The 22098-nt window shown below is 68.7% G+C and carries 21 protein-coding genes; 6 read left to right on the top strand and 15 right to left on the bottom strand.

Going from position 1 to position 22098, the window contains the following annotated elements; genetic code table 11:
• Positions 1 to 6: 6 nt before the first annotated feature.
• Genes mmsB through FFS15_RS09375 form a run of 3 tightly spaced genes read left to right on the top strand, consistent with a single transcriptional unit; the run spans position 7 to position 1979 of the window.
• Positions 7 to 1245 (top strand): multiple monosaccharide ABC transporter permease, encoded by a 1239-nt coding sequence (gene mmsB, locus FFS15_RS09380; RefSeq protein WP_137844761.1) that lies wholly within the window; start codon positions 7 to 9, stop codon positions 1243 to 1245.
• Positions 1232 to 1372: a hypothetical protein gene (locus FFS15_RS18625; protein ID WP_171013143.1), complete on the top strand. Its 141-nt coding sequence runs from the start codon at positions 1232 to 1234 to the stop codon at positions 1370 to 1372. The genes mmsB and FFS15_RS18625 overlap by 14 nt, the downstream gene beginning before the upstream one ends.
• Positions 1373 to 1388: 16 nt before the next feature.
• The gene (locus FFS15_RS09375; RefSeq protein WP_137844760.1) at positions 1389 to 1979 is read left to right on the top strand and encodes a DUF1349 domain-containing protein; all 591 of its coding nucleotides are present in this window, start codon (positions 1389 to 1391) and stop codon (positions 1977 to 1979) included.
• 34 nt (positions 1980 to 2013) lie between these two features.
• Here the strand turns inward: FFS15_RS09375 and FFS15_RS09370 are convergent, their stop codons facing one another.
• From FFS15_RS09370 to FFS15_RS09345, 6 genes are read right to left on the bottom strand one after another with little or no spacing between them, the layout of a single operon-like run.
• Positions 2014 to 3159 carry a zinc-binding dehydrogenase gene (locus tag FFS15_RS09370; RefSeq protein ID WP_137844759.1) on the bottom strand — a complete coding sequence of 382 codons (1146 nt, stop codon included), beginning with the start codon at positions 3157 to 3159 and terminating at the stop codon, positions 2014 to 2016.
• Positions 3152 to 3889 carry a phosphonatase-like hydrolase gene (locus FFS15_RS09365; RefSeq protein WP_137844758.1) on the bottom strand — a complete coding sequence of 246 codons (738 nt, stop codon included), beginning with the start codon at positions 3887 to 3889 and terminating at the stop codon, positions 3152 to 3154. The genes FFS15_RS09370 and FFS15_RS09365 overlap by 8 nt, the downstream gene beginning before the upstream one ends.
• On the bottom strand, positions 3886 to 5022 hold the full coding sequence (locus tag FFS15_RS09360; protein ID WP_137844757.1) for a TIGR03364 family FAD-dependent oxidoreductase: 1137 nt from the start codon (positions 5020 to 5022) through the stop codon (positions 3886 to 3888). Before FFS15_RS09360 ends, FFS15_RS09365 begins: the two co-directional genes overlap by 4 nt.
• Entirely contained in the window at positions 5019 to 6755 is a 1737-nt protein-coding gene (locus FFS15_RS09355; protein ID WP_137844756.1) for an ABC transporter permease subunit, read from the bottom strand. Before FFS15_RS09355 ends, FFS15_RS09360 begins: the two co-directional genes overlap by 4 nt.
• Positions 6752 to 7576, bottom strand: a complete 825-nt coding sequence (gene phnC / locus FFS15_RS09350; protein ID WP_137844755.1) for a phosphonate ABC transporter ATP-binding protein — start codon at positions 7574 to 7576, stop codon at positions 6752 to 6754. Before phnC ends, FFS15_RS09355 begins: the two co-directional genes overlap by 4 nt.
• 46 nt (positions 7577 to 7622) lie before the next feature.
• The gene (locus FFS15_RS09345; protein ID WP_137844754.1) at positions 7623 to 8546 is read right to left on the bottom strand and encodes a phosphate/phosphite/phosphonate ABC transporter substrate-binding protein; all 924 of its coding nucleotides are present in this window, start codon (positions 8544 to 8546) and stop codon (positions 7623 to 7625) included.
• Between the two features lie 179 nt (positions 8547 to 8725).
• On the opposite strand from FFS15_RS09345, the gene FFS15_RS09340 reads away from it, so the two are divergent.
• The 3 genes from FFS15_RS09340 (at position 8726) to ppsA (ending at position 12920) form a co-directional block, all read left to right on the top strand.
• Positions 8726 to 9478 carry a GntR family transcriptional regulator gene (locus FFS15_RS09340; RefSeq protein WP_137844753.1) on the top strand — a complete coding sequence of 251 codons (753 nt, stop codon included), beginning with the start codon at positions 8726 to 8728 and terminating at the stop codon, positions 9476 to 9478.
• A 143-nt stretch (positions 9479 to 9621) separates the two neighbouring features.
• Positions 9622 to 10476, top strand: coding sequence for a pyruvate, water dikinase regulatory protein (locus FFS15_RS09335; RefSeq protein ID WP_137844752.1), 855 nt, complete (start codon positions 9622 to 9624; stop codon positions 10474 to 10476).
• Between the two features lie 53 nt (positions 10477 to 10529).
• A complete protein-coding gene (ppsA, locus tag FFS15_RS09330; RefSeq protein WP_137844751.1) occupies positions 10530 to 12920 on the top strand; it encodes a phosphoenolpyruvate synthase in 2391 nt (796 codons plus the stop codon).
• A gap of 12 nt (positions 12921 to 12932) precedes the next feature.
• Here the strand turns inward: ppsA and FFS15_RS09325 are convergent, their stop codons facing one another.
• The 9 genes from FFS15_RS09325 to FFS15_RS09285 all read right to left on the bottom strand — a co-directional run bounded on the left by FFS15_RS09325 (position 12933) and on the right by FFS15_RS09285 (position 22029).
• The gene (locus tag FFS15_RS09325; protein WP_249353896.1) at positions 12933 to 13754 is read right to left on the bottom strand and encodes a hypothetical protein; all 822 of its coding nucleotides are present in this window, start codon (positions 13752 to 13754) and stop codon (positions 12933 to 12935) included.
• A 52-nt stretch (positions 13755 to 13806) separates the two neighbouring features.
• Complete coding sequence (locus FFS15_RS09320; protein WP_137844749.1) at positions 13807 to 14487, bottom strand: iron-containing redox enzyme family protein; 681 nt, start codon at positions 14485 to 14487, stop codon at positions 13807 to 13809.
• Positions 14484 to 15626, bottom strand: a complete 1143-nt coding sequence (locus FFS15_RS09315; RefSeq protein WP_137844748.1) for a 3-oxoacyl-[acyl-carrier-protein] synthase III C-terminal domain-containing protein — start codon at positions 15624 to 15626, stop codon at positions 14484 to 14486. Before FFS15_RS09315 ends, FFS15_RS09320 begins: the two co-directional genes overlap by 4 nt.
• Before the next feature lie 10 nt (positions 15627 to 15636).
• Positions 15637 to 16368: a patatin-like phospholipase family protein gene (locus tag FFS15_RS09310; protein WP_137844747.1), complete on the bottom strand. Its 732-nt coding sequence runs from the start codon at positions 16366 to 16368 to the stop codon at positions 15637 to 15639.
• Between the two features lie 78 nt (positions 16369 to 16446).
• Positions 16447 to 18327 carry an iron ABC transporter permease gene (locus FFS15_RS09305; protein WP_137844746.1) on the bottom strand — a complete coding sequence of 627 codons (1881 nt, stop codon included), beginning with the start codon at positions 18325 to 18327 and terminating at the stop codon, positions 16447 to 16449.
• Positions 18328 to 18330: 3 nt separating this feature from the next.
• Positions 18331 to 19500 (bottom strand): ABC transporter substrate-binding protein, encoded by a 1170-nt coding sequence (locus tag FFS15_RS09300; RefSeq protein ID WP_137844745.1) that lies wholly within the window; start codon positions 19498 to 19500, stop codon positions 18331 to 18333.
• 50 nt (positions 19501 to 19550) lie between these two features.
• Positions 19551 to 20675 carry an ABC transporter ATP-binding protein gene (locus tag FFS15_RS09295; protein ID WP_137844744.1) on the bottom strand — a complete coding sequence of 375 codons (1125 nt, stop codon included), beginning with the start codon at positions 20673 to 20675 and terminating at the stop codon, positions 19551 to 19553.
• An 8-nt stretch (positions 20676 to 20683) separates the two neighbouring features.
• Positions 20684 to 21526 carry a DUF427 domain-containing protein gene (locus tag FFS15_RS09290; protein WP_137844743.1) on the bottom strand — a complete coding sequence of 281 codons (843 nt, stop codon included), beginning with the start codon at positions 21524 to 21526 and terminating at the stop codon, positions 20684 to 20686.
• Entirely contained in the window at positions 21523 to 22029 is a 507-nt protein-coding gene (locus tag FFS15_RS09285; RefSeq protein WP_137844742.1) for an ester cyclase, read from the bottom strand. The genes FFS15_RS09290 and FFS15_RS09285 overlap by 4 nt, the downstream gene beginning before the upstream one ends.
• Between the last annotated feature and the right edge of the window lie 69 nt (positions 22030 to 22098).

Raw genomic sequence — 22098 nt, 5'->3', positions numbered from 1 at the left:
GCCACCATGTCGAACGACATCCCGCCCGGCGGCGAACCGCACGCCGTCGGCGCCGCCATCAATCCCACCGACAACGCCTTCACCCGCAGGCTCACGCACGTCCTCGCCGACCTCGGACGCAACGGGATCTTCCTCGCGCTCGTCGCCGTCGTCGCGCTGTTCACCGTGCTGACCGACGGGATCCTGCTCCGGCCGCAGAACATCTCCAACCTCGTCGTCCAGAACGGCTACATCCTGGTGCTCGCCATCGGGATGGTGATGGTCATCATCGCCGGCCACATCGACCTCTCGGTCGGCTCGGTGGCGGCCTTCATCGGCGCCGTCTCGGGGGTGCTGACCGTCGAGGTCGGGCTGCCCTGGTGGCTCGCCGTCGTCCTCTCGCTCGTCATCGGAGCCCTGGTCGGCGCATGGCAGGGATTCTGGATCGCGTTCGTCGGCATCCCCGCCTTCATCGTGACCCTCGCCGGCATGCTCGTCTTCCGCGGTCTCGCCCTCGCGGTGCTCGGCAACTCCAACATCGGGTCGTTCCCGGCGGAGTACCGTGCGCTCGGCAACGGCTTCCTCTCGGGCGTTCTCGGCGAGGGCGTTCCCGACCTGTTCACACTGCTCCTCGGCGCGGCGGCCATCGTCGCGCTCTGCATTCAGCAGGTGCGCACCCGCCGCGGTCGCGCGCAGTACGGGCAAGAGGTCGAGCCGTTCGGCTGGTTCATCGCGAAGCTCATCCTGGCTTCGGCAGCGATCGGCTTCTTCGCGTGGGCACTCGCGTCTTACAAGGGCATCCCGGTGACGCTCGTGATCCTCGCCGTGCTGGTGCTGGTCTACGGCGTCGTGATGAACCGTTCGGTGTTCGGCCGCCACATCTACGCGATCGGCGGCAATCGTCACGCGGCGGAGCTCTCGGGCATCAAGACCCGTCGCATCGACTTCTGGCTGTTCGTGAACATGGGCTTCCTCGCGGCGCTCGCCGGACTCATCTTCACGGCGCGGCTGAACCTGGCCGGCCCGAAGGCGGGTGACGGCTTCGAGCTCGAGGCCATCTCGGCAGCGTTCATCGGCGGCGCAGCCGTTCAGGGTGGCGTCGGAACCATCGCCGGCGCGATCATCGGCGGCCTCATCATCGGCGTCCTGAACAACGGCATGTCGATCATGGGCATCGGGATCGAATGGCAGCAGGCTGTCAAGGGTCTCGTGCTGCTCCTCGCGGTCGCCTTCGACGTGTACAACAAGCGTCGTGCCGGCAACTGACGGCGCGGGCGGGCCCGTCGGCAAGCGCACCGCACCATCGCCCGCGCGCATCATGATGTGGTGGATCGGCGCGGCCGTCGGCCTCTATCTCGTCGGGTCGGGCGTGATCGGCATCCTCGCAACGTAAAGAAGGAGCAGGAGAGATGGGCATCCCCCTCCCCGCACTCGATTGGATGCCGCTGCCCGGCGAGTCCTCGGGAGACACGTCGGGGCGGCTGACGCTCGTCGCCGCCCCCGGCAGTGACTGGTCCAACGACGCGTTCGGTACGGCCCGCCAGCACGACGCCGCCCTGCTCGGGTTCACCGCTCCTGATCGGTTCTCGCTGTCGGCACGTGCATCGGTCGAGGGCCCTCGCACGACCTTCGACGCGCCGAGCCTGTCGCTGTGGGCTTCGCCCGACCACTGGGCGAAGCTGTGCTTCGAGCGGTCTCCGCAGGGAACCGACATGGTGGTGTCCGTCGTCACCGACCGCTTCTCCGACGACTGCAACGGGCCGGTCGTCGCAGCCGGGTCGGTGCTCTTGCGCGTGGTCAGGGACGGACACGTCTGGGCGTTCCACTCGTCGGCCGACGGGGAGGTCTGGGACTTCGTGCGGCTCTTCCGCTTCGAGCCTGAGCTGCCCGTGACTGTCGGCTTCATGGCACAGTCCCCGATGGGCGGAGCGTTCGAGGTCGTGTTCGACGAGATCGTCTTCGACCTCGAGATCCCGACCGACTACCGCGACGGCTCCTGACGCCTCGCGACCGCGGATCGACGCGCGTCGCTGCCTAGGGGACCAGCCCCACCCGCACCGAATCGCCGCTGCGGGCAAGCTCCAGCGCGGCATCGACGTCGGCGAGCGGCATCCGTGCACCGACGAGCTCGTCGAAGGGGTACCGGGTGTGTCGCGCGTGCAGGAACCGGACCGCGGCGTGCAGGTCGTGCGGGGTGTAGTTGTGCACGCCGCTGATCGTCACGAGGTTGCGGACGAGCCGCTCGGGGTCGACGGTCAGAGAACCGCCGGGGAAGACGCTTCCGACCAGCACCACGATTCCGCCCACCCCGACCGCATCGATCGCGGAGGCGACCGCCGCGGCTGAACCCGACGCCTCGATCACCACGTCGATCTCTGCTCGGCCGAGGTCAGCCAGGGCGGCTTCTCGCGCCGACGGATCGAGCGGGTCGACCGCTGCGGCCGCGCCGAACCGCAGCGCGAGGTCGCGGCGGCGGGCGTCGGGATCGGCGACGATGACGCGCGCGCCGCGGTCTGCCGCGATCGCGGCTGCGGTGAGCCCGATGAGGCCCGCGCCGAGGACGAGCACGACGGCGTCATCGATGTCGGTGGTGTCGTCGGCGCGCTCGACCGCGGCCCAGGCGGTTGCTGTGCCACACGACGCGGGCGCGAGGACCTCGGCCGGCACCGACTCCGACACCCGGAGCATCGCGGTCCCGCGCCTCAGGTGCACATGCGACGCGAACCCGCCGGTCAGCTCCCACCGCGGCTCGAGGCGCTCGTGACCGTACTTCACGAGTGCGCGACACTTCTGCGGTATGCCGCGCCGACAGCGGTCGCACGTGCCGCACCCGGCCATGATCGACCACACCACGCGGTCGCCGTGAAACAGCAGCGATCCGTCGATCGCCCGGACGTCTCCGCCGGTCGCGACGATTCGCCCGACGTACTCGTGTCCGAGCACCAGCGGCACGGGCGCGCGCCTGCGGCCGGCGGTGGTGTGCACATCCGATCCGCAGATCGTCGCGAGCTCGATCGCCACCAGCGCTTCGCCGGGTGCGAGGGCGACTCGCGGCACTGCCACGACTTCGTGGGGACGGTCGGCGCCGAGCCATACCATCGCGACGGCGGGCGGGTCGAGGTCGATGCGAACGGGCGTGCCGACAGCACCGGGCGCCGTGACCGTCGGCACGTCAGGCATCGAGGCCGAGCAGCTCAGGCAGCCCGCGGACGGAGGCGATCACGGCGTGGGCGCCGGCGGCAGACAGTGTCGCCTCGTCGTGCGCGCCGGTGAGCACGCCCACCACGAGACCTGCCCGCGCCGCGAGACCCGACGCGACATCGCTGGCGGTGTCGCCCACCACGACGACCGCGCTCATCGACGACACGCGCGCGCGGATCGCCGCGGCGAGCACGAGGTCGGGTGCGGGTCGGCCGCGACCGACATCCGCAGGAGACAGCGCCGTGTCGGCCAGTCCGTGCCAGTCCAGCGCATCGAGGATCGCGTCGCGCGTCACCGGCGAGAACCCCGTCGTGAAGACGATGCGGATGCCGCGATCACGGAGGATATGCAGTGTCTCGGCCGCGCCCGGGATCGCCTCCACGCCCTCTTCTGCGATCAGTGCTTCGTAGGCGGCCTCGAAGGCGGCAGTGGCCTCCTCCGCCTTCGCCCGGTCGCCGCCGGCGAGGTGCGTGAACACCTCGATCTTCGACTGGCCCATCGTCGCGCGGACGTAGTCGAGGGCGTAGCCGTCGGGCAACTGCGCGCCGACGCCGGTCGTCGCGGCCGCCCGCTCGAACGCCCGCTCGACGATGCCGTCGTCGCGCACGGTGGTGCCCGCCATATCGAGGACGACCAGTTCGGCGGTGGCGATTCCGTCGGCCTGCTCGGCGGCGGTGTCGGCGACGGAGGAGGTGGTGAGTGCGGTCATGCGGGGATTCCTTCCCGGATCGGGTTCGGCCGCGCGCCCAGGCGCGGGGCGAGGTTCAGCTCGGCGAGGCCGAGACCGGTGGTCATGCCGATGCCGGTCGTCGCCGTCAGGACGAGGACGTCGGTCACCGGCTCGGCAACGAGGAAGTCCTCGGGGCCGCTCGCGTAGATGCCCTGCCAGCGCTCGACCGGCCGCGGCGTCACGCCGAAGATCGCCTCGAACTCGGCCAGCAGCAGCTCCGCGGCATCCTCCTGCTGGAACGGCGCGATGCTCGCTCCACGCCAGTGCGTGTCGCCGACGATGAGCGATCCGTCCGGCAGCTGCGTGTACATCTGGTTGAGGTCGATTGCGGCGAGCTCGGGGCGCTCGCGATGGAGGCGAGCGCGTACCGCGGCGGACTCGGGGAGAGCGGCGAATCGTCCGTAGCGCACGAGCGACCACCCCGTGAGGAGGGGCGCCCTGAGCGGAGCCGTCAGATCGGCGCGGACGCGCAGCATGTCGAGCCCGCAGCGAACGACCTGGGCGTGCTCGGCGAGCTCCGGCAGCAACTGGTCGATGTCGTGGTTCACCGCGACCACGACAGTCCCGGCCCAGATGGTGCCGCGCGTCGTGTCGACGCGGCCCGTCGCGACCCCGGTGACAGCGGTGCGGAGTCGGAACTCGACGCCGAGTGAGGCGAGGTGGGCGCGGATCGCCGCCGACGCAGTGCGCGGATCGGTCTGCAGATCGGGAGCGATCGTCGCTCCGCCGATCGTCGAGCCCGGCGCCACCCCGCTGCGACGCTCGAGATCGGCGGCGTCGAGCATCTCGATGCCGCCCTCTCGTCCGGCCGCCTCGAGCAGCGCCAGCTCATCGTCGTGCCGCGCGGCCACGAGGGTGCCGGACTCGCGGAGCCAGAAGCCCGCGTCGGCGGCGAGCCGGATCCACAGCGGTCGCGAGGCATCGGCGTACTCGCGCGCCGCGCCGGTCTGCGCACCGATGCACAGGTGTCCGAAGTTGCGGATGCTCGCTCCGCTCGGCTCGTCGCCGCGGTCGACCACGACCACGGACTGACCGCGGGTGACAGCGGCGTACGCGGCACCGAGGCCGACGATTCCCGCGCCGACCACGACGACATCGAATCGATGACTCATCGGAACACCTTCCTCATCCACATCGCGAGGCCCTCCACGACGAGCACGCACGCGAGGATCATCAGCACGATGGCGGTCACCATGCCGTAGTTCGAACCCTGGCTGGCATTGAGCAGGTAGTAGCCCACGCCGCCGCCGCCGACGATCCCGAGGATCGTCGCCGCGCGCAGATTCGTGTCGAGCATGTAGAAGCCGTGGCCGATCATCGCTCGGCCGCTCTGCGGCACGGTGGCGCCGGCATACACCTGCAGCCGCGTGGCGCCCGTCGCCATGAGCGCGCGCTCGGGGCCGCGCTCCACCTCCTCGAGCGAATCGGCGACGAGCTTTCCGAGCAGCCCGATGCCGCCGAAGGCGAGCGCAAGGGTGCCGGCCTGCATGCCGAGCCCCGTGATGACGATGAGGATGATCGCGAGGATGAGCTCGGGCACCCCGCGGATGCCGACGAGCAGGAAGCGCGCGAGTCCGCGGGTGCCGCTGTTCGGCGCGACGTTGCGTGCGGCGAGGGAGCCCAGGAGCAGGGAGGGGCCGAGGGTCAGGAGCGTGGCCGCGAGCGCGATCGCGATGGTCTCGCGGAGGGCCTCGAAGAGCACCTCGGCTCCGTAGACGCCGAACGTCGGCGGCCAGAACTGCACGGCGACGGCAGGGATCTTCGCCCACACCGTGAAGAAGTCGGCCCAGTCGATCTGGCAGACCCAGACTCCGGCGACGACGAGCGCGGCGGCGACCCAGCCTGCTGCGACGTTGCGGACTCGTTCCCCCGTCCAGGGGCGTCGGACGGCGGAGGCCGGCGAAGCCGCCCAGCCGGGGGCAGCGGGCGCGGCATCCCGTGTCGATGCCGGACGCGCGATGCGGCGATGCAGCACCCGGTCCACCCACGTGCGGCGGTCGCCGGCGGCCCCGAGCATCGCGGCGCGCACGACGCTCGAGACGATCTCGATCACGATGCAGAGCACGAGGATGACGAGCGCGATGCCGAGCCCTCGGCCGTAGTCGAGCGACTTGAACGCCGTCGACATCTCGAGCCCGAGCCCCGCGACGCCGACGTAGCCGAGCACCACCGAGCCGCGGAGGTTGATGTCGTTGCGGTGGAGGACGGTCGCGACCCACGACGGGAGAACCTGGGGCAGGACGCCGCTCGTGAACTCCTGCAGCCTCGAGCCGCCGGCTGCACGGATCGCGAGCCGCGGTCCTTCATCGATCTGCTCGACCGCGTCGGCGAACATCTTCGAGATCATGCCGATCGAGTGGATGCCGATGGCGAGGATGCCGGGGAGGGCGCCCAGCGAGAACATCAGCACGAACACCATCGCAAGGACCACATCGGGCAGGGCGCGGGCCAGGACGCCTGCGAAGCGCGCGGCGGCGCGCCACGCGTTCCCCGGCGTCGTGTTCGAGGCGGCGAGGTAGGCGATCGGTATGGAGAGCACGGCGGCGAGCAGTGTTCCCGTGAGCACGATGCCGAGGGTGAGCGCGATGAGATAGGCGAGCTCGCCTGCGGGCGGGAATGTCACGCCGCCGACGCGCGCGAAGAACCGCTCCGCGTTCGCCCAGCTGCCGATCATGTCGACGATCGAGATGTCGACCTCTGCGAGTGCGGCCACCGCGAGGGCGAGGATCGCGACGAGAGTGAGCACTGCTGCGACCCGCTCGGCGGAGATCGGACGCCGCGGCGCGCGCTCGGCGATCGTCGCGGGGGGTCGGGTGAGCCGCAGCTGCGGGAGGGTGGCGGTCATCGTGCCGGCTCCGGGTGGAGGAGTTCGTCCTCGACGGCACGCAGCTCGGAGGTCGTCGTCGCGACGCGGCCGTAGATCTCCATGACCTGGGCCTTCGTGAGGTCGTGCGTGGGCAGATCGAGCACGACCCTGCCGTGTCGCAGCCCCACGATGCGATCGGCCCACGAGATCGCGAGGTCGACCTGGTGGAGGCTGCAGATGACCGTGAGCCCTTCGTCGGCGGCGATCTCGCGGATGAGGGCCATCACCTGGTCGCTCGATTCCGGATCGAGAGAGGCCACCGGTTCGTCTGCGAGCAGCACATCGGGGTTCTGCATCAGGGCTCGTGCGATGGCGACGCGCTGCTGCTGACCGCCCGACAGCGTGTCGGCGCGCTGGTAAGCGCGGTCGAGCAGACCCACGCGGTCGAGATGCGTGAGCGCGGTCAGCTTGCGTGCTTTGGAGTAGGACCAGAGTCCCAATCGCGGCCCGCGCAGCGATGCGAGCGCACCGGTGAGGACGTTCTCGAGGACGGTCAGGGAGGGGACGAGCTCGAACTGCTGGAAGATGAAGCCGACGCGGCTGCGGAGGGTGCGCAGCCGCCGACCGCTGAGACCGGACACGTCCGCTCCGAGCACCTCGACGGAACCCGAGGTCGGAACCTCGAGCCCGTCGAGATGGCGGAGAAGGGTGGACTTGCCCGATCCGGAGAGTCCGAGCATCACCACGATCTCGCCGCGATCGACGGTGAGCGAGACGTCCTCGAGGGCGGTGGTGGCGCCGAAGCGCTTCGTGACACCGTCCAGTCGGACGATCGCCTGGGGTGCGAAGGGAGAGGTCATGGGATGCCCGGATCGGTTCGTATCGGTGTGGGTCAGTGCGCCGGCGTCAGCCCTGGCACTGGGTCGCGTTCGTCTTCGCGCAGATGTCCCGGATGAGGTCGTAGTACGCGTCGTCGACCGGCTTGGTCGCGTAGAACACGCTGCGGAACCCCTCCGAGTCGGCCTGGGTGATTCCGCTCGCGATGATGTCGTCGATCGTGACCTCGCCGAGGAGATCGACCAGCTGATCCGCGAGCTCGTCGGGGAGTGTGTTCGAGTAGACGAGCGGGGCGCCCGGCACCATGGTCTCGGCGACGACACGCACCTTGTCGGACACCTCGACCTCGCTGTCCTCCGCGAAGCCGACCTCGCATTCGACGCCCTCTCCGACCTTCTGGACGCTGACGTCGTGCTTGCCGGCGAAGACGGGCGTGACGTCGGCTTCGGGATCGATCCCCTCTTCGAGCAGGTTGTACGACGGGAAGAGGTAACCCGACGTCGACGACGGGTCGACGAAGCAGACCTTCTTGCCGGCGAATTCGGCGAGCGACTCGATGTCGCTCGACGCCGGCACGATCGCCTGTGAGAAGTAGCCCGGCTCCTGTCCGTCCGCTTCGATGATCGACGAGATGGGAGTGATCTCAGCGCCGTTGTTCGTGGCGACGATGTAGGAGAAGCCCGCGAATGATGCGACGTCGATCTTGCCGGCGATCGCCGCCTCGATCATCGCCGCGTAGTCGGTCGACTCGTGGTACTCGACGGTCTTGCCCGTCTCCTGAGCGATGTAGTCCATGAGCGGCTGGTAGTTGGTCTCGGTGTCGGCAGAGTCGGGCACGACGCCGAAGACGAGGGTGTTCGCGTCGACCGCGTAGCCGTCGGCCGCGTCGGCGGGCGCCGCGGCGTCCGCGGAACCGGAGCAAGCTGCGAGCGTGAGAGCGAGCAGGGCGGCGCCGGCGAGAGCGACCGACGACTTCTGGGCACGGGGGTTCATGACGACCTTTCGGTGAGGGGGGTGGGAACCTCCAGAACTCTCGCACTCGCGAAGTCGACATGTATACCTATGTCCTCATGATTCAGCACTTGTTCACCTAAGTGGTGCTGTACGTGAACGGTCGGGGCCGAAGGGTCGCCATTCGCCTGCCGATCGTCGCCGCTCAGTAGTATTCCTATGTGGCAGACGTCGTATACAAGCAGATCGCCGACGACCTGCGGGGTCGCATCGTCAGCGGCATCCTTGCGCCCGGCGACGAGGTTCCCACCGAGGCTGAGCTCGCCAACCGCTGGCACACCTCACGAGGCCCGATCCGCAACGCGCTGGCGACACTGCGCGCGGAGGGTCTCATCGAGACGTCGCGCGGGCGACCCGCCCGGGTTCGTGAGCGGAAGGCCCACCAGGCCGTCGACGTCTCCATCCCGTTCACCCGCTGGGCGCGCGAGATCGGCGCGGTCCCCGGGGCGCGCACCCAGGAGGTGAGCCTCCGGCGAGCGGATGCCGAGAAGGCTGCGCTGCTCGGCATCGACGAGGGCGAACCCGTCGTCGACGTGCTGCGTCTGCGTCTTCTGGATGCCCGCCCCACGATGCTCGAGCGGCTGACCTATATCGAACCGGTCGGCCGCCTGCTGTTCGGCGTAGACCTCGATTCCGTCTCGATCACGGAGTACCTCGACGAGCGCGGCCACGGCTTCGCCGACGTCGACCACGAGATCGAGGCTGTTGCGGCCGACGACGTCGACTCGGCGCTGCTGGAGGTGCCGACCGGATCGCCCATCCTGCGCCTCCGACGGATCTCTAGGGACGCCGACGGTCGCACGTTCGAGGCGTCCGATGACCGCTACCTCAGTGACATCGTCCGCTTCACGGTCTCGGCCTCCGGCCGGTCGCGGCAGGGGGATGCGTACGTGCGTCCCCTGGGCACGGCGTGATTCTGCGAGCATCCGCGTAGGGCATCGCAATCTTGCGGTGAGGCAAGAAAACCGCTTCTTTCAGCTCTCTGGTCCGAAAAACACTCTGCAACATCGCTCAGACTGACCTCGACCACACAGTTTGTCGAGCGAGCGGAGACCGGATGCTGGATGCGTCGAACGCCGCGCTCGGAGGCTCTGGGGTGCGGTCCTCGACGCGGGCGGCGTTCTTCATCTCGGACAGCACCGGCATCACGGCGGAGACTCTGGGCAGCGCGCTTCTCGCGAACTTCCCGGGCGTGGCGTTCACGCGGCACACCGTGCCCTTCGTCGACACGGTCGAGGGGGCGCGGGCGGTTGCTCGTGACATCGGCGGGCTGATCGCGGCAGGCATCCAGCCGGTCGTGTTCACGACGGTGAAGTCGGCCGAGATCCTCGGCGAGCTCCAGGTGTCGGGGGCGGTGATCGTCGACCTCTTGAGCGGGCATCTCACCGAACTCGAGGTGGCGCTCGGCACATCGCGGTCGGAGCAGCTCGGGCAGTTCCACGGCGTGGGCGACATCGAGCGGTACTTCGCGCGGATGCGTGCGGTGGAGTACGCGATCGAGCACGATGACGGCCAGAGCGCGCGCGCGCTCGACATCGCCGATGTGATCATCATCGCGCCGTCCCGATGCGGCAAGACGCCGACGACGATGTATCTGGCGCTGCAGTACGGGCTGCTGGTGGCGAACTACCCGCTCACCGACGACGACTTCCCGACCGACGACCTGCCGAACACCGTCAACCGGCACGCCGCGAAGTGCTTCGGGCTGACGACCACGCCGCTGCGGCTCAGTCAGGTGCGCCACGAGCGCCGACCGAACTCGACCTATTCGAGCCTCGCCCAGTGCACCCTCGAGCTCCGTCGCGCGGAAGACCTCTACCGCCGCAACCGCGTGCCGTTCCTCAACTCCGCGACCAAGTCGGTCGAGGAGATGTCGGCGGTCATCATGCAGTCGATGCGCCTGCGCGCCTGACCCCCTCCCGTCTCGACCCGCCTCGCTCGCCCGACGACCCGAAAGAAGACAACATGACGAACATCCTCTGGTTCGACCAGGTCGGCATGGCCGACGTCGCACAGGTCGGCGGCAAGAACGCGTCGCTCGGCGAGATGGTCTCGAACCTCTCCGGTGCGGGCGTCCGGGTGCCGGGCGGATTCGCCACGACCGCCGACGCCTACCGCGAGTTCCTCGCGGCGAACGGGCTCTACGACCGCATCCGGACCACGGTGGAGGCCCTCGACGTCACCGACGTGGCGGAGCTCGCCCGCGTCGGCGCGAACGTGCGGGACTGGATCATGGCGCAGCCGTTTCCGGCCGGGTTCGAGCGCGACCTCCGCGCGGCGTACGCACGGCTCGTCGCCGGCGACCCGCAGCCCGAGTTCGTGTCGTGGGCGGTGCGCTCGAGCGCCACCGCCGAAGACCTCCCGGATGCCTCCTTCGCCGGTCAGCAGGAGACGTTCCTCAACATCAGCGGCATCGACAACATCCTCTCGGCCGTCCGCAACGTGTTCGCCTCGCTCTACAACGACCGCGCGATCGCGTACCGCGTGCACCACGGCTTCGACCATCACGATGTGGCGCTGTCGGCGGGCGTGCAGCGGATGGTGCGGTCCGACATCGGCGCCTCGGGGGTGCTGTTCACCGTCGACACCGAGTCGGGCTTCGATCAGGCCGTGTTCATCACGAGCTCGTACGGGCTCGGCGAGGCGGTCGTGCAGGGAGCGGTGAACCCCGACGAGTTCTACGTCTACAAGCCGGCGCTTCAGGCCGGGCACCCCTCGATCCTGAAGCGGTCGGTGGGCGAGAAGGCCGTCAAGATGGTCTACGCCCACGGCCGCCACGTGGGCGGCAGCACGCTGTTCACCGACGTCGCCCCCGCGGACCGCGGACGGTTCAGCATCACGGATGCCGAGGTCGAGGAGCTCGGACGCCAGGCGCTCATCATCGAGGCGCACTACGGCCGCCCGATGGACATCGAGTGGGGGAAGGACGGGGTCGACGGCGGACTCTACATTCTGCAGGCCCGGCCCGAGACGGTCGTCTCGCGCGTCGACGGCAACGTGATGCGCCGGTTCGTGCTGGAAGAGACCGGGGTCATCGCCGCGGAGGGCCGCGCGATCGGGCAGCGGATCGGCGCCGGTCCCGTACGTGTGATGACCTCGATCGACCAGATGGACCAGTTCCAGGCGGGCGACGTGCTGGTCGCCGACATGACCGATCCCGACTGGGAGCCGATCATGAAGCTCGCGTCGGCGATCGTCACCAACCGCGGCGGCCGCACCTGCCACGCTGCGATCATCGCACGCGAGCTCGGCATCCCCGCCGTCGTCGGCACCGGCGACGGCACCCGGGTCCTCGCCGAAGGGCACGAGGTCACGGTGTCGTGCGCCGAAGGCGACACCGGATTCGTCTACCACGGCATCCTGCGCTACGACGAGCGCATCACCCAGCTCGACGCGATGCCCGAGAGTCCCGTGAAGATCATGCTCAACGTGGGCACGCCCGACCAGGCGTTCTCGTTCTCGAAGCTGCCGAACTGCGGGGTGGGGCTCGCTCGACTCGAGTTCGTCATCAACCGTCAGATCGGCATCCATCCTCGCGCCCTGCTCGAGTTCGACACGCTGCCGGCGCCGCTCCGGGACGAGATCGCCGAGCGGATCAGCGCGTACGCGTCACCCCGCGAGTATTTCGTGCAGCGCGTCGCCGAAGGCGTTTCGATGCTCGGCGCAGCCTTCGCCCCCGAACCCGTGATCGTGCGGCTCTCGGACTTCAAGTCCAACGAGTACGCCAACCTCATCGGCGGCGACCTGTACGAGCCGCACGAGGAGAACCCGATGATCGGCTACCGCGGAGCCTCGCGGTACATCTCGGACGACTTCCGCGCGTGCTTCGACATGGAGTGCGAAGCACTCCGGTTCGTGCGCGACGAGATGGGACTCACCAACATCGCCATCATGGTGCCGTTCGTGCGCACCCTCGGCGAAGCCGCCGCCGTCATCGACCTGCTCGCCGAGAACGGTCTCCGCCGGGGCGAGAACGGCCTCCGCATCATCATGATGTGCGAGCTGCCCTCCAACGCCGTCCTCGCCGACGAGTTCCTGGAGTACTTCGACGGGTTCTCGATCGGGTCCAACGACATGACCCAGCTCACCCTCGGGCTCGACCGCGACTCGGCGCTCGTCGCCGCCACCTTCGACGAGCGCGACCCCGCCGTGCTCAAGATGCTCTCGATGGCGATCGAGGCGTGTGCGCGCGCCGGCAAGTACGTCGGCATCTGCGGCCAGGGCCCCAGCGACCACCCCGACCTCGCCGACTGGCTCGTCGAACAGGGCATCGAGTCGATGTCGCTCAACCCCGACACCGTCGTCGAGACCTGGCTGCGGCTCGCGCGCAACCATCGCACGCTCGCTCCGGCGTAGGAGGTCGAGCCATCAGTCGTAGTCGACGCTCGTGCTGCGCGGATACTCACCGCCCGCCAGCTTCACGAGGCGGGCGTGGGCGTATTCGCACACGAGCGCGTGCCGGTAGACCATGCGCGGCACGTCGACGTTCGAGTCCATCCAGAGGCTCAGGCCGGCGATCTTCCAGTGCCGGAACGAGTCGTCGTCGGTGAGCACCGCGAGGATCTCGAGGAACGAGTCGTCGAAGCGGATCGAGTGCACCGCACGTCGGTACTCCTCGAGGGTGAGCGCCATCGAGAATGGGATGTTCATGAAGCAGAGGGCTGTCTGGATGTCGAGGCGGAAGATGCGCCTCTGCCCGCGCTCCGCATCGAGCGGCGGCACGTCGAGCTGGGCGAAATCGAGCGTCTCGGGCCGCGCCAGCGTCACCTCGTCGAGCGCGATCAGCAGGTCGTAGACGTTGACGTCGTGCTCGACCACCGCCGAGTCGCCGAGCCCGGCGAGAGTCTCGGGTCGGAGGGTCACGGGAGCCATGTCGACCGGGGTGTTGCGGATGATGAAGTTGACGAGGTTGGTCTCGACCACGAAGTGCCGGATCAGCAGCTCGCATGCGTTGGGCGCGACGAAGTGCCGCAGGAACCATACGCACAGGACGTCCATGGTGCGCAACGGCATCCAGCGGATCGGCAGCACCCGCTTGACGATCGAGATGATCGCGACCAGCACACGTGAGACGAACCGCGCGATCGGGTAGACCCAGCGCCGAGAGAGGCGCCGCTGGTCGTTGATGATCTGCCGTACCAGGGCACGATCCAGCGGCACCGACGGGTCGGCGTAGATCGCCTCCCACATGCTCGGATCAGAGCGCACGAACTCCGGCATGGAGGGCCGCGGCGCCGCCATCTCAGTGATCCAGCTCTTCGAGCTGCAGGGCGTAGAGGCGCGCGACGACCTGAGCGCAGCGGACGATCTCGTCAGCCGCCGCTTCGTCGATCATCCCTGACGTGAGGATCGCGTCGAGGTCGCCGGTGTGGGCGCTGTCGGCGGCCTCGTGGTACGTCATGAAGCGCACCTGGCTGTCTGCGAGGCCGAGCACTTCCTGGAAGCGCGCTGCCCATCCCGCGGCCCGCTTCGCGCCGAGCCCCTCGATGATGAACATCGCGCCCAGCAGGCCGACCGGGTTCGGCTGGTCGGCGTAGTGGAACATGTAGCCCGAGAGCGCCTCCGAGCCCACGTTCTTGCGGCCGGCGCGCAGCTCGTCCAGGGTGCCTCCGACGGCGACGTAGTCGCGCTCGATCATGAGGAAGTCGCGGTGCTCTTCCTCGGCATGGCGGATCGCAGCCGCGCGCAGCTCGAAATGCTCGATGTCGAAGCTGGATGCCGCACGCGAGATCCACGGCGACCCGTCGACGACCTGCTGCCGCAGGTTGAAGAGCAGCCGCCGGTAGTCCTCGATCGTGACCGTGCCGTCGTCGAGTCGGTTCAGCACCGGCACGCGCGCGAGGTGCGCCTCGAGCTCGTCCCAGACGTCGGCGAGCCGCTCGGCGAGGGTGCGCGTCGCGGCTGGGGGAGGGCTGATCGTCATTGCGGTGCTCCTTGCTGATCCGGTGGGGCGACCACGGTGAGGTGGGCGAAGGCGAACGAGAATCGACCCGATTCGGGCACGGCCAGCAGCACGGTCTCGCCGGGGGCGAAGCGCCCGGTGCGCCAGGCCTCTTCGAGGGCGATGAAGATGCTGGCGGAGCCGGTGTTGCCCCGCGTCTCGAGGTTCGAGAACCAGCGGTCGGTGTCGAGGGTCGGGATGCGGCGGCGAAGCGCCTCGAAGGCGACGTCGCGGAAGACGTTCGTGCTGTAGTGGCAGACGACATGGTCGAGGTGGTGCACGTCGACGAGTCCGGTGTCGACGAGCTCTTCGAACTGCGCGATGCCCGCCTCGGCGAGGTCGTCGAGCATGCTGACGTCCTGTCGCAGCACGAACATGCCGGCGGCCTCGGCGTCGGCGATCCCGACGTCCTGCCAGGTGCCGCCCACCACGGGCTCGGCGCCCGTCATGCCGGCGCGCATGCAGACATCGTGCTCGTGCGCGAGCGAGACGTGACGCACCCAGTCGACCCGCAGTGACGGCTTCGTCGGATGGGGCTGGAACTCGACGACCACGGCGCCCGCGCCGTCCGACAGCATCCATCGCAGGAAATGCGAGTCCATGCCCGCGCGATAGCCGTCGAACCGGCGCTGGCGCAGGCTCCGGCTCGGCAGCTCCGAACCCACGACGGCCGCGCGGGGATGGTCGCCGAGGCGGATCTTGCTCACGGCCGCGTCGAGGGCGGCGAGGCTCGAGGCGCACACGCCCGAGGCCGACAGCAGCTGCATCGGACCGCCGCCGAGGCGTCCGTGCACCATCGACGCGAAGCCGGGGACGAGCACGTCGCCCATCGTCGTCGCGCACGCCAGCATCCGGATGTCGGCCGCGTCGATCCCGCGATCCTCGAACGCCGCCCGGAGCGCCTTGACCGCGAGCTCTTCATTCAGCTCGGTCGGCTCGCCCTGCTCGTCGAGGGCGTAGTGGCGCCGGCGGATGCCGTTGGACTCGAGGATGCGGCGGCGGATGCGCTCGGTGACCGCGTCGTCGCCGCCGAGGCGCGCTGCGATGCCGTCGTTGTCGACCGGATCGCCCGGCAGATAGGCGCCGAAGCCGGTGAGATACGCCGTCGCAGTCGAGCCCATGCAGATGACCCTAGGCCGCGGCGTCGAACGCCTCGCGTGCCGCGCGGCGCCCTTCCTCGATCAGGTGCGGCACGTCGGCCATCGACCACTGGGCGAGCCCTTCCATCTCGGGCTGGACGAGGATGATCGACGGGTCCTCCTCGAGCTCGGCGGTGCTCGCAACGACCCGCATCATGCGGACGTTCTCCCATTTGGCGTGCAGGCGCACGACGATGATCTTCGATGCGCCGAGGTGCCGGGCGGCGCCGACCGGCACATTGTCGACCATGCCGCCGTCCATCAGCACCTGCTTGCCGCGGCGGACGGGCGGCAAGAGGCCCGGCACCGCGATGGACGCGCGGAGCGCGATGTTGAGCGGGCCGCTGTCGATCACGACGGCCTCGCGGGTGCGGAGATCCGTCGCCACCGCCGCGAACCGCCGGGGCAGCTCTTCGATGAGCGGGTCTTCGCCGAGCGTGTGATGGATGGCGTCGGTGACGGCGCCGGAGTCGAGGAGCCCGAGGCGCGGGCTCAGCGACATCCGCGCGATCGAGCTCCATCGGAAGGCCCGCGCCGCGCGTTCGATGTCGGGCAGCGGAACGCCGGCCGCATAGGCCGCGGCCACGAGCGCGCCTGAACTGGTGCCGGCGACGAGCCCCGGACGGATGCCGCGCTCCGCCATCTCCTGGAGAACGCCCACGTGCGCTGCGCCGTACGCGCCGCCGCCCGAGAGGGCGAGTCCGAGGGTCGTGTCGTCGCTCATCGGCCGACGCTCCTCTGCGCAGCATCCTCACCCCGGGGCGATCCCGTGATGAGCCCGATGGTAGCCCGAAAGAGTCGCTCAGGTCCTCGACGAGGCGCGCCTGCGCTTCAGTGCGATCGTGACGGTATCGGCCGCCTCCGGATCGGGGAGCGCGGCCAGCGACGCCGGCTCCATGGCGAAGCGGGGTCGCCGGTTCGCGCGACCGATCGCGCGCCGTGACAGCGCCCACTGAAGTCCGTAGCCGATCGCGAAGACGAGGAGCGTGAAGATCAGCGCCATCGCCGCGCCCTGGTCGGGCGCGTACAGCTGTGCCGAACGCGGGTTGATCATCGCGTACATGTACACCGACAGCGGCCGCGACTCCGGCGTCGCGAGGAAGGCCGGCAGGGTGAACTCGTTCGTGCCGAGGATGAACATCTGGATCCAGACGGCGAACACCGTCGGCATCAGCAGCGGAGCGACGATCTTGCGGAAGCCCTCGAGCCGACTCGCGCCGCTGATCACCGCGGCCTCCTCGAGCTCCTTGCGGATCTGCAGCGTCGCGCTGTAGCCGGCGCGGTACGCGATCGAGACGCGGTACGAGTAGGCGATCGTCAGCGCGGCGATGGTCCCGGCCAGCGGGATGACGGGGTTGATCACCATGAAGGTGAGGAACATCGCGAAACCGGCGATGACGGTGGGGATGGCCACCGACGACGAGGCGAAGAGGTCCATGCTCCGCGTCCGGATGGTGGAGCGGCTGCGCGCGATCCCGTACGCGAGCACGGTCGCCGCCACGCTGGCGATGGTGGCGCTGCCGCCCGCGATGATCAGGGTGCGACCGAGCGATGCCCAGAACTCCGGGTCGCCGAGCACCTCCGCGAACGCCGTGAAGTGCGTCTGCTCGACCAGCGCCTCGAGCGAGAACGCGATCGGGTAGGGCGTGATCGCCGACCAGAACAGGGCGAACAACGGCAGGATCGCGGTCAGCAGGGTGAAGATGAAGATCGCGATGAGGACCGGGATGCGCCAGGCGCCCAGCTTCATGGTGGTGGGCCGGAAGCCCTTGCCCGAAACGGAGGCCCGCCTTTCGGCATCCCGAGTCGCTCGCAGGTAGAGCATGAACGCGAACGTGGTGATCACCAGGAACACGCAGCCCCACGCGGCGGCCAGACCGTACTGCGGAAGCTGGCCCGCGCCGGCGCTGATGAGTGTCCAGAGCTTGAGCGCGAAGATGGACTGGCCCGACTCCTGCCCGAACAGCAGCGGCACCTCGAGGCTTCCGAGGCCGAGGATGAAGGTCAGCACGCCCACGCCGAGCAGACCCGGCCACAGCATCGGGAGGGTCACCCGCCGGAGGGTCTGCGGCCAGGATGCGCCCGAGACGCGGGCCGACTCCTCGAGTGCGCCGTCCATGTTGGTGAGGATCGGGACGATCATCAGGTACGGGAACGTGACGTTGGTCAGGGACTGGATGACGATCATGGTCGAGAAGGCGTACGGATCGATGACCAGGTCGGTGAAGGGCAGGGCGGCCAGCAGCTGGTTGAGCACGCCCGACTCGGGCGACAGCATCAGGAGGTATGCCTGCGCCTTCACGATCGGCGGCACGATGAACGGCACGATGACGAGCACCGAGATCACGCGCCGGAACGGCGCATCGGTGCGCACCGTCACCCACGCCAGCCCGAATGCCATCGCGAGCGACAGCACCGTCGACCCGCCGACGAACAGCGCGGTCGAGCCGAGGACGGCCCAGAAGTCCTCGCGCAGCCCCCACAGGGTGACGAAGTTCTCGACGGTCCACCGCGAGGAGGAGACGCCGAAAGGCAGGAACGGACCACGAAACGCGGTGATCACCTGGACGATCAGCGGGATCGCGAGAAGGATGAAGATCACCGATCCCGCGATGACCGTCGCGACCGTCATCGTGGTCGGGCGCGTGCGCCCGGCTTTCGTGGTCCGTTCCGCCTTGAACACGTGCTATCCGTTCAGCGTTGCGTCAGCGGCGGTGGTCATCGCGATCCACTCGTCGCGGGTGTCCTCGGTCTCGATGCTCGCCCCGTTCTCCAGGCTCAGCAGGAGCGCCTCGGCGTTCGTCTTCATCAGTCCGGTCGCCTGATCGAAGAGCGAGGACGGCAGACCCGGGTAGGGCACCTGCGTGGTGGAGAAGCGCTCGTCCGTCATGCGCAGCTCGAGCCAGTCCGGGTCGTACGCGTTCCACAGCGACCACAGCACGGCACCGGGCATGTTCTTCGCATCGACGTTCACGCCGGAGAACTGCGCGAACACCCCGGTGTGCTCGAACGGCGCCACCGCGAGGCTCGGGTTCGGGTTGAAGAGCGTCTGGTTGAGGGCGATCGGCACGTCACCGCTGGACAGCGGCGAGTTCTGGTCCTCGAGGATCTCGAGCGTTCCCGACGACTTCAGCTCTTCGATGAGCTCCACCATCGCGTCTTCGCCGTTGGCCATCCCGTAGCCGGAGAAGACGATCGGGTTGTAGCTCGCGATCGAGACCTTGCGCTCGTACTGCGGGTCGAGCAGTCCCTCGAGCGAGGTCGGAACCTCGATCTTGTCGGTGTTGTACTGCATCAGCGAGCCGTTGATGCTGTCGGGCAGCATCTCGGGCGCGCCGATGGTGAGGAACTCCGCGGGCACGCCGTACTGGGTCCAGTCGATCTCCGCCCAGTAGCCCTCATCGGTCATCGCGGCGGCCGAGACGAGCGAACCCGACAGGATGTCGGTGTTGCGTGCGCCGGTCGCGTCGGCCGAGATGATCGCCGACGGGAGGTTGTAGGTCAGCCCGCGCGTCTCGATCTTCAGGTCGGGGTAGCGGGAGTTGAACTCGGCGATGACATCGGGGGCGAGTTCGTACCAGTCCCAGATCACGAGGCGGCCGCCGTCGGTCTCCTTCGCCTCCTCGTAGAGGGCGTCCATCTGGCGGTCGATCTCGGGCCAGAAGTCCTCGTAGAAGTTCTCGCAGCGCGTGAACTCGCCGACCTGGACGGCGTCGCAGGCGACCTCCGGCGCACTGTCGCCGGACGGCGCGATGGGGCTCGGGACGGATGCCTGAGGTGAGCTGCACGAGCTCAGCAGCAGCATCCCTGTCGCCGCGAGCGCGAGACTCGCGCTGCGTGCTTTCGATGCGTTCATAATCCGGGTGTCCTCTCTGACGTGGATCTCTGTGGTGGGAAGGGGGAGGTCTAGGCCGCGAGCACGCGACAGGCGTGCGGGGCGAGTTCGATGAAGATCGTGTCGCCGGCAGCCGGCGAATTCAGCGGCGCGCCCCGGGCGACGAGGCTGCCGACCACGGTCTGCCCGCTCAGCACGTCTGCCTCGTACTCGACGATCTCGCCGAGGAACTCGACGCGTGCGACGCGCGCGGGGAACACGTTCGGCCGGTCGGGCGCGGTCTCGTGCCATCGCACGCTCTCGGGGCGGAAGGTGATGGTGACATCCCCACCGGTGCCGACGCCGCTCGGGCAGGGCGTCACCATCCGGGTTCCGAACGCCTCGACGAGCGCGTCGCCGTTGGCGCTGCGATCGCGGACGACGGCGGGGATCATGTTCACGCGGCCGACGAAGTCGGCCACGAAGCGGTCGGCCGGCTGGTAGTACAGGTCGCGGGGTGCGGCCTCCTGAACGATGCGGCCCTCGTGCATCACGGCCACGCGGTCCGACATCGACAGCGCTTCGGACTGGTCGTGGGTGACATACAGTGCCGTGATGCCGAGGCGCTGCTGCAGGCTGCGTAGTTCGCTGCGCATCGTGTCGCGCAGCTTGGCGTCGAGGTTGCTGAGCGGTTCGTCGAGCAGCAGCAGGCGCGGACGGTGGGCGAGGGCGCGGGCCAGAGCCAGACGCTGCTGCTGCCCGCCCGAGAGCGCGGTGGCCGGCCGGTGGGCGAAGGAGTCGAGCTGCACGAGCTCGAGAGCCTCCATCGCGCGCTTGCGCGCCTCCTTCTTCGGCAGGCGCCCGGAGGCGACCTGAAGCGGGAAGACGGCATTGGCGAAGACGGTCATATGGGGCCAGATCGCGTAGTTCTGGAACACCATTCCGACATCGCGCTTGTCGGGGGAGACGTGCTCGGTGCCGGTCGAGAGGACCTTGTCATCGAGCAGGATGCGGCCGCCGTTGCTGTTCTCGAGGCCGGCGACGCACCGAAGCGTGGTCGTCTTGCCACACCCGGACGGCCCCAGCAGCGAATAGAACTTGCCCGGCTCGATCGTGAAGGTGACGCCCTTCACGACGGGAACCTCGGCGCCGTCGAGCTCGTAGTGCTTCTCGAGCCCCTCGACGACGAGACGCCCGCCACCATCTTGTGCGACCATGACCGACCTCAACTTCCGGCGACTGTGCGGATGAGCGGAGCTTTGGACCACGCCGTCTGCGGGCGCGGCTGGCGCTCGCCGTCGACGATGACCCCATCGACCTGCTCGTCGTAGAAGCAGACGAGGTTCTCGATCTTCGGGCACTCGGGAATGGGGTGCCGATAGACCCAGGCGATGTCTTTGACGAGCTGGTCGCCGATCTGCAGCGACCAGTATTCGGCCGCACCCTTGTAGGGGCAGATCGACGACGTCGTCGACGCGACGAACAGGTCCGAGCGCACGTCCGCCCAGGGGATGTAGTAGCGCGTCGGCAGGCCGGTCTCGAAGAGGAGGCGCGGTCGCCGGGTCTCAGCGACCACCTGCCCGAGCATCACGACCTGCACGTGGCGTGAGCTGGAGAGCACATCGACGCGGTGGTACGGGTCGCGCGGGTGCTTGTAGACCTCATCGTCCTCTTCGAACCAGCGGTCCATCTTCGCCCAGTAGAACGCGACCATTCCGCGGAGCGCCTCGGCGGGGGCTTCGGGGGACTCATGGATCCAGGCGCCGTCGCTCACGCGCGTCTGTCCGACCGTGATGTCGAAGTAGCGGGCGGTGCCTCGCACCGGGAGGTCCTTCGATCGGCCGGAGGGCGCGAGCAGATCCATCCGCACGTCCTCGGCCGGGAAGTAGTACACCGGCATGTGCTTGGACTCGTGGAGCAGCTGCACGCGTCGGCTCCGCGCCACGACCACGCCGCCGAGTGTGACCGTGACCTGCCGGCCGGTCGGCTCGACCCGGAACGCGTAGCGGCTCGGATCCTTCTCGCGCTCGATGACCTTGTCCTCGAGCTGGAAGGCGGTATCGGTCATTGCGCGACCTCGGCGTACTTTTCGGTGTCGACGAAGCGCAGGATGCCGGCATCCTGATCGATCGGGACGACCTGCCGGTACATCTCGTAGTCGTCGCGCACGACGAAGTGCTCACTGATCTTGAAGTCGCGGAAGCGGAGGATGTGCACCTGCTGCTGACTCACCGCGACGCCGCTGGCCGGAACCCCGTAGAGCGTCAGGCCGGTGTGCTTGGCCGAGAAGCGCCCCTCCAGGAAGACCAGGTCGCCCTCCGCGGCGACCTTGTCGATCACGAAGCTCGGGTCGGTGAAGAGCTGGCTGAACGCCTTCCGCACGAAGTACGCGTTCTGGAACCCGCGATCCTTGCCGGGCTCGGAGGCGTGGTTCCAGTAGTCCTCGGTGTAGTACTTGTCGAAGTGCTCCTTGAACGCGGGGTCGTCCGGCCCCCCGGTCTTGTGAGAGGCCAGATCGTTTCCCCAGACCTCGAGGGCGATCTCCTTGTTGCGGGCTGCGATGTCTTGCATGTCTACTCCTGGGGATTCTGTATTCTGGATCCAAAATGGTGGGACAACAGGATACTGCGATCTCGCCGT

Origin of the sequence: Microbacterium sp. 2FI (genome assembly GCF_005502885.1) — a bacterium.
In the GTDB taxonomy this organism is placed as follows: Bacteria; Actinomycetota; Actinomycetes; order Actinomycetales; family Microbacteriaceae; genus Microbacterium.
The sequence above is the reverse complement of the archived record's forward strand: the minus strand, read 5'-3'. Positions and strand labels throughout refer to the sequence as shown.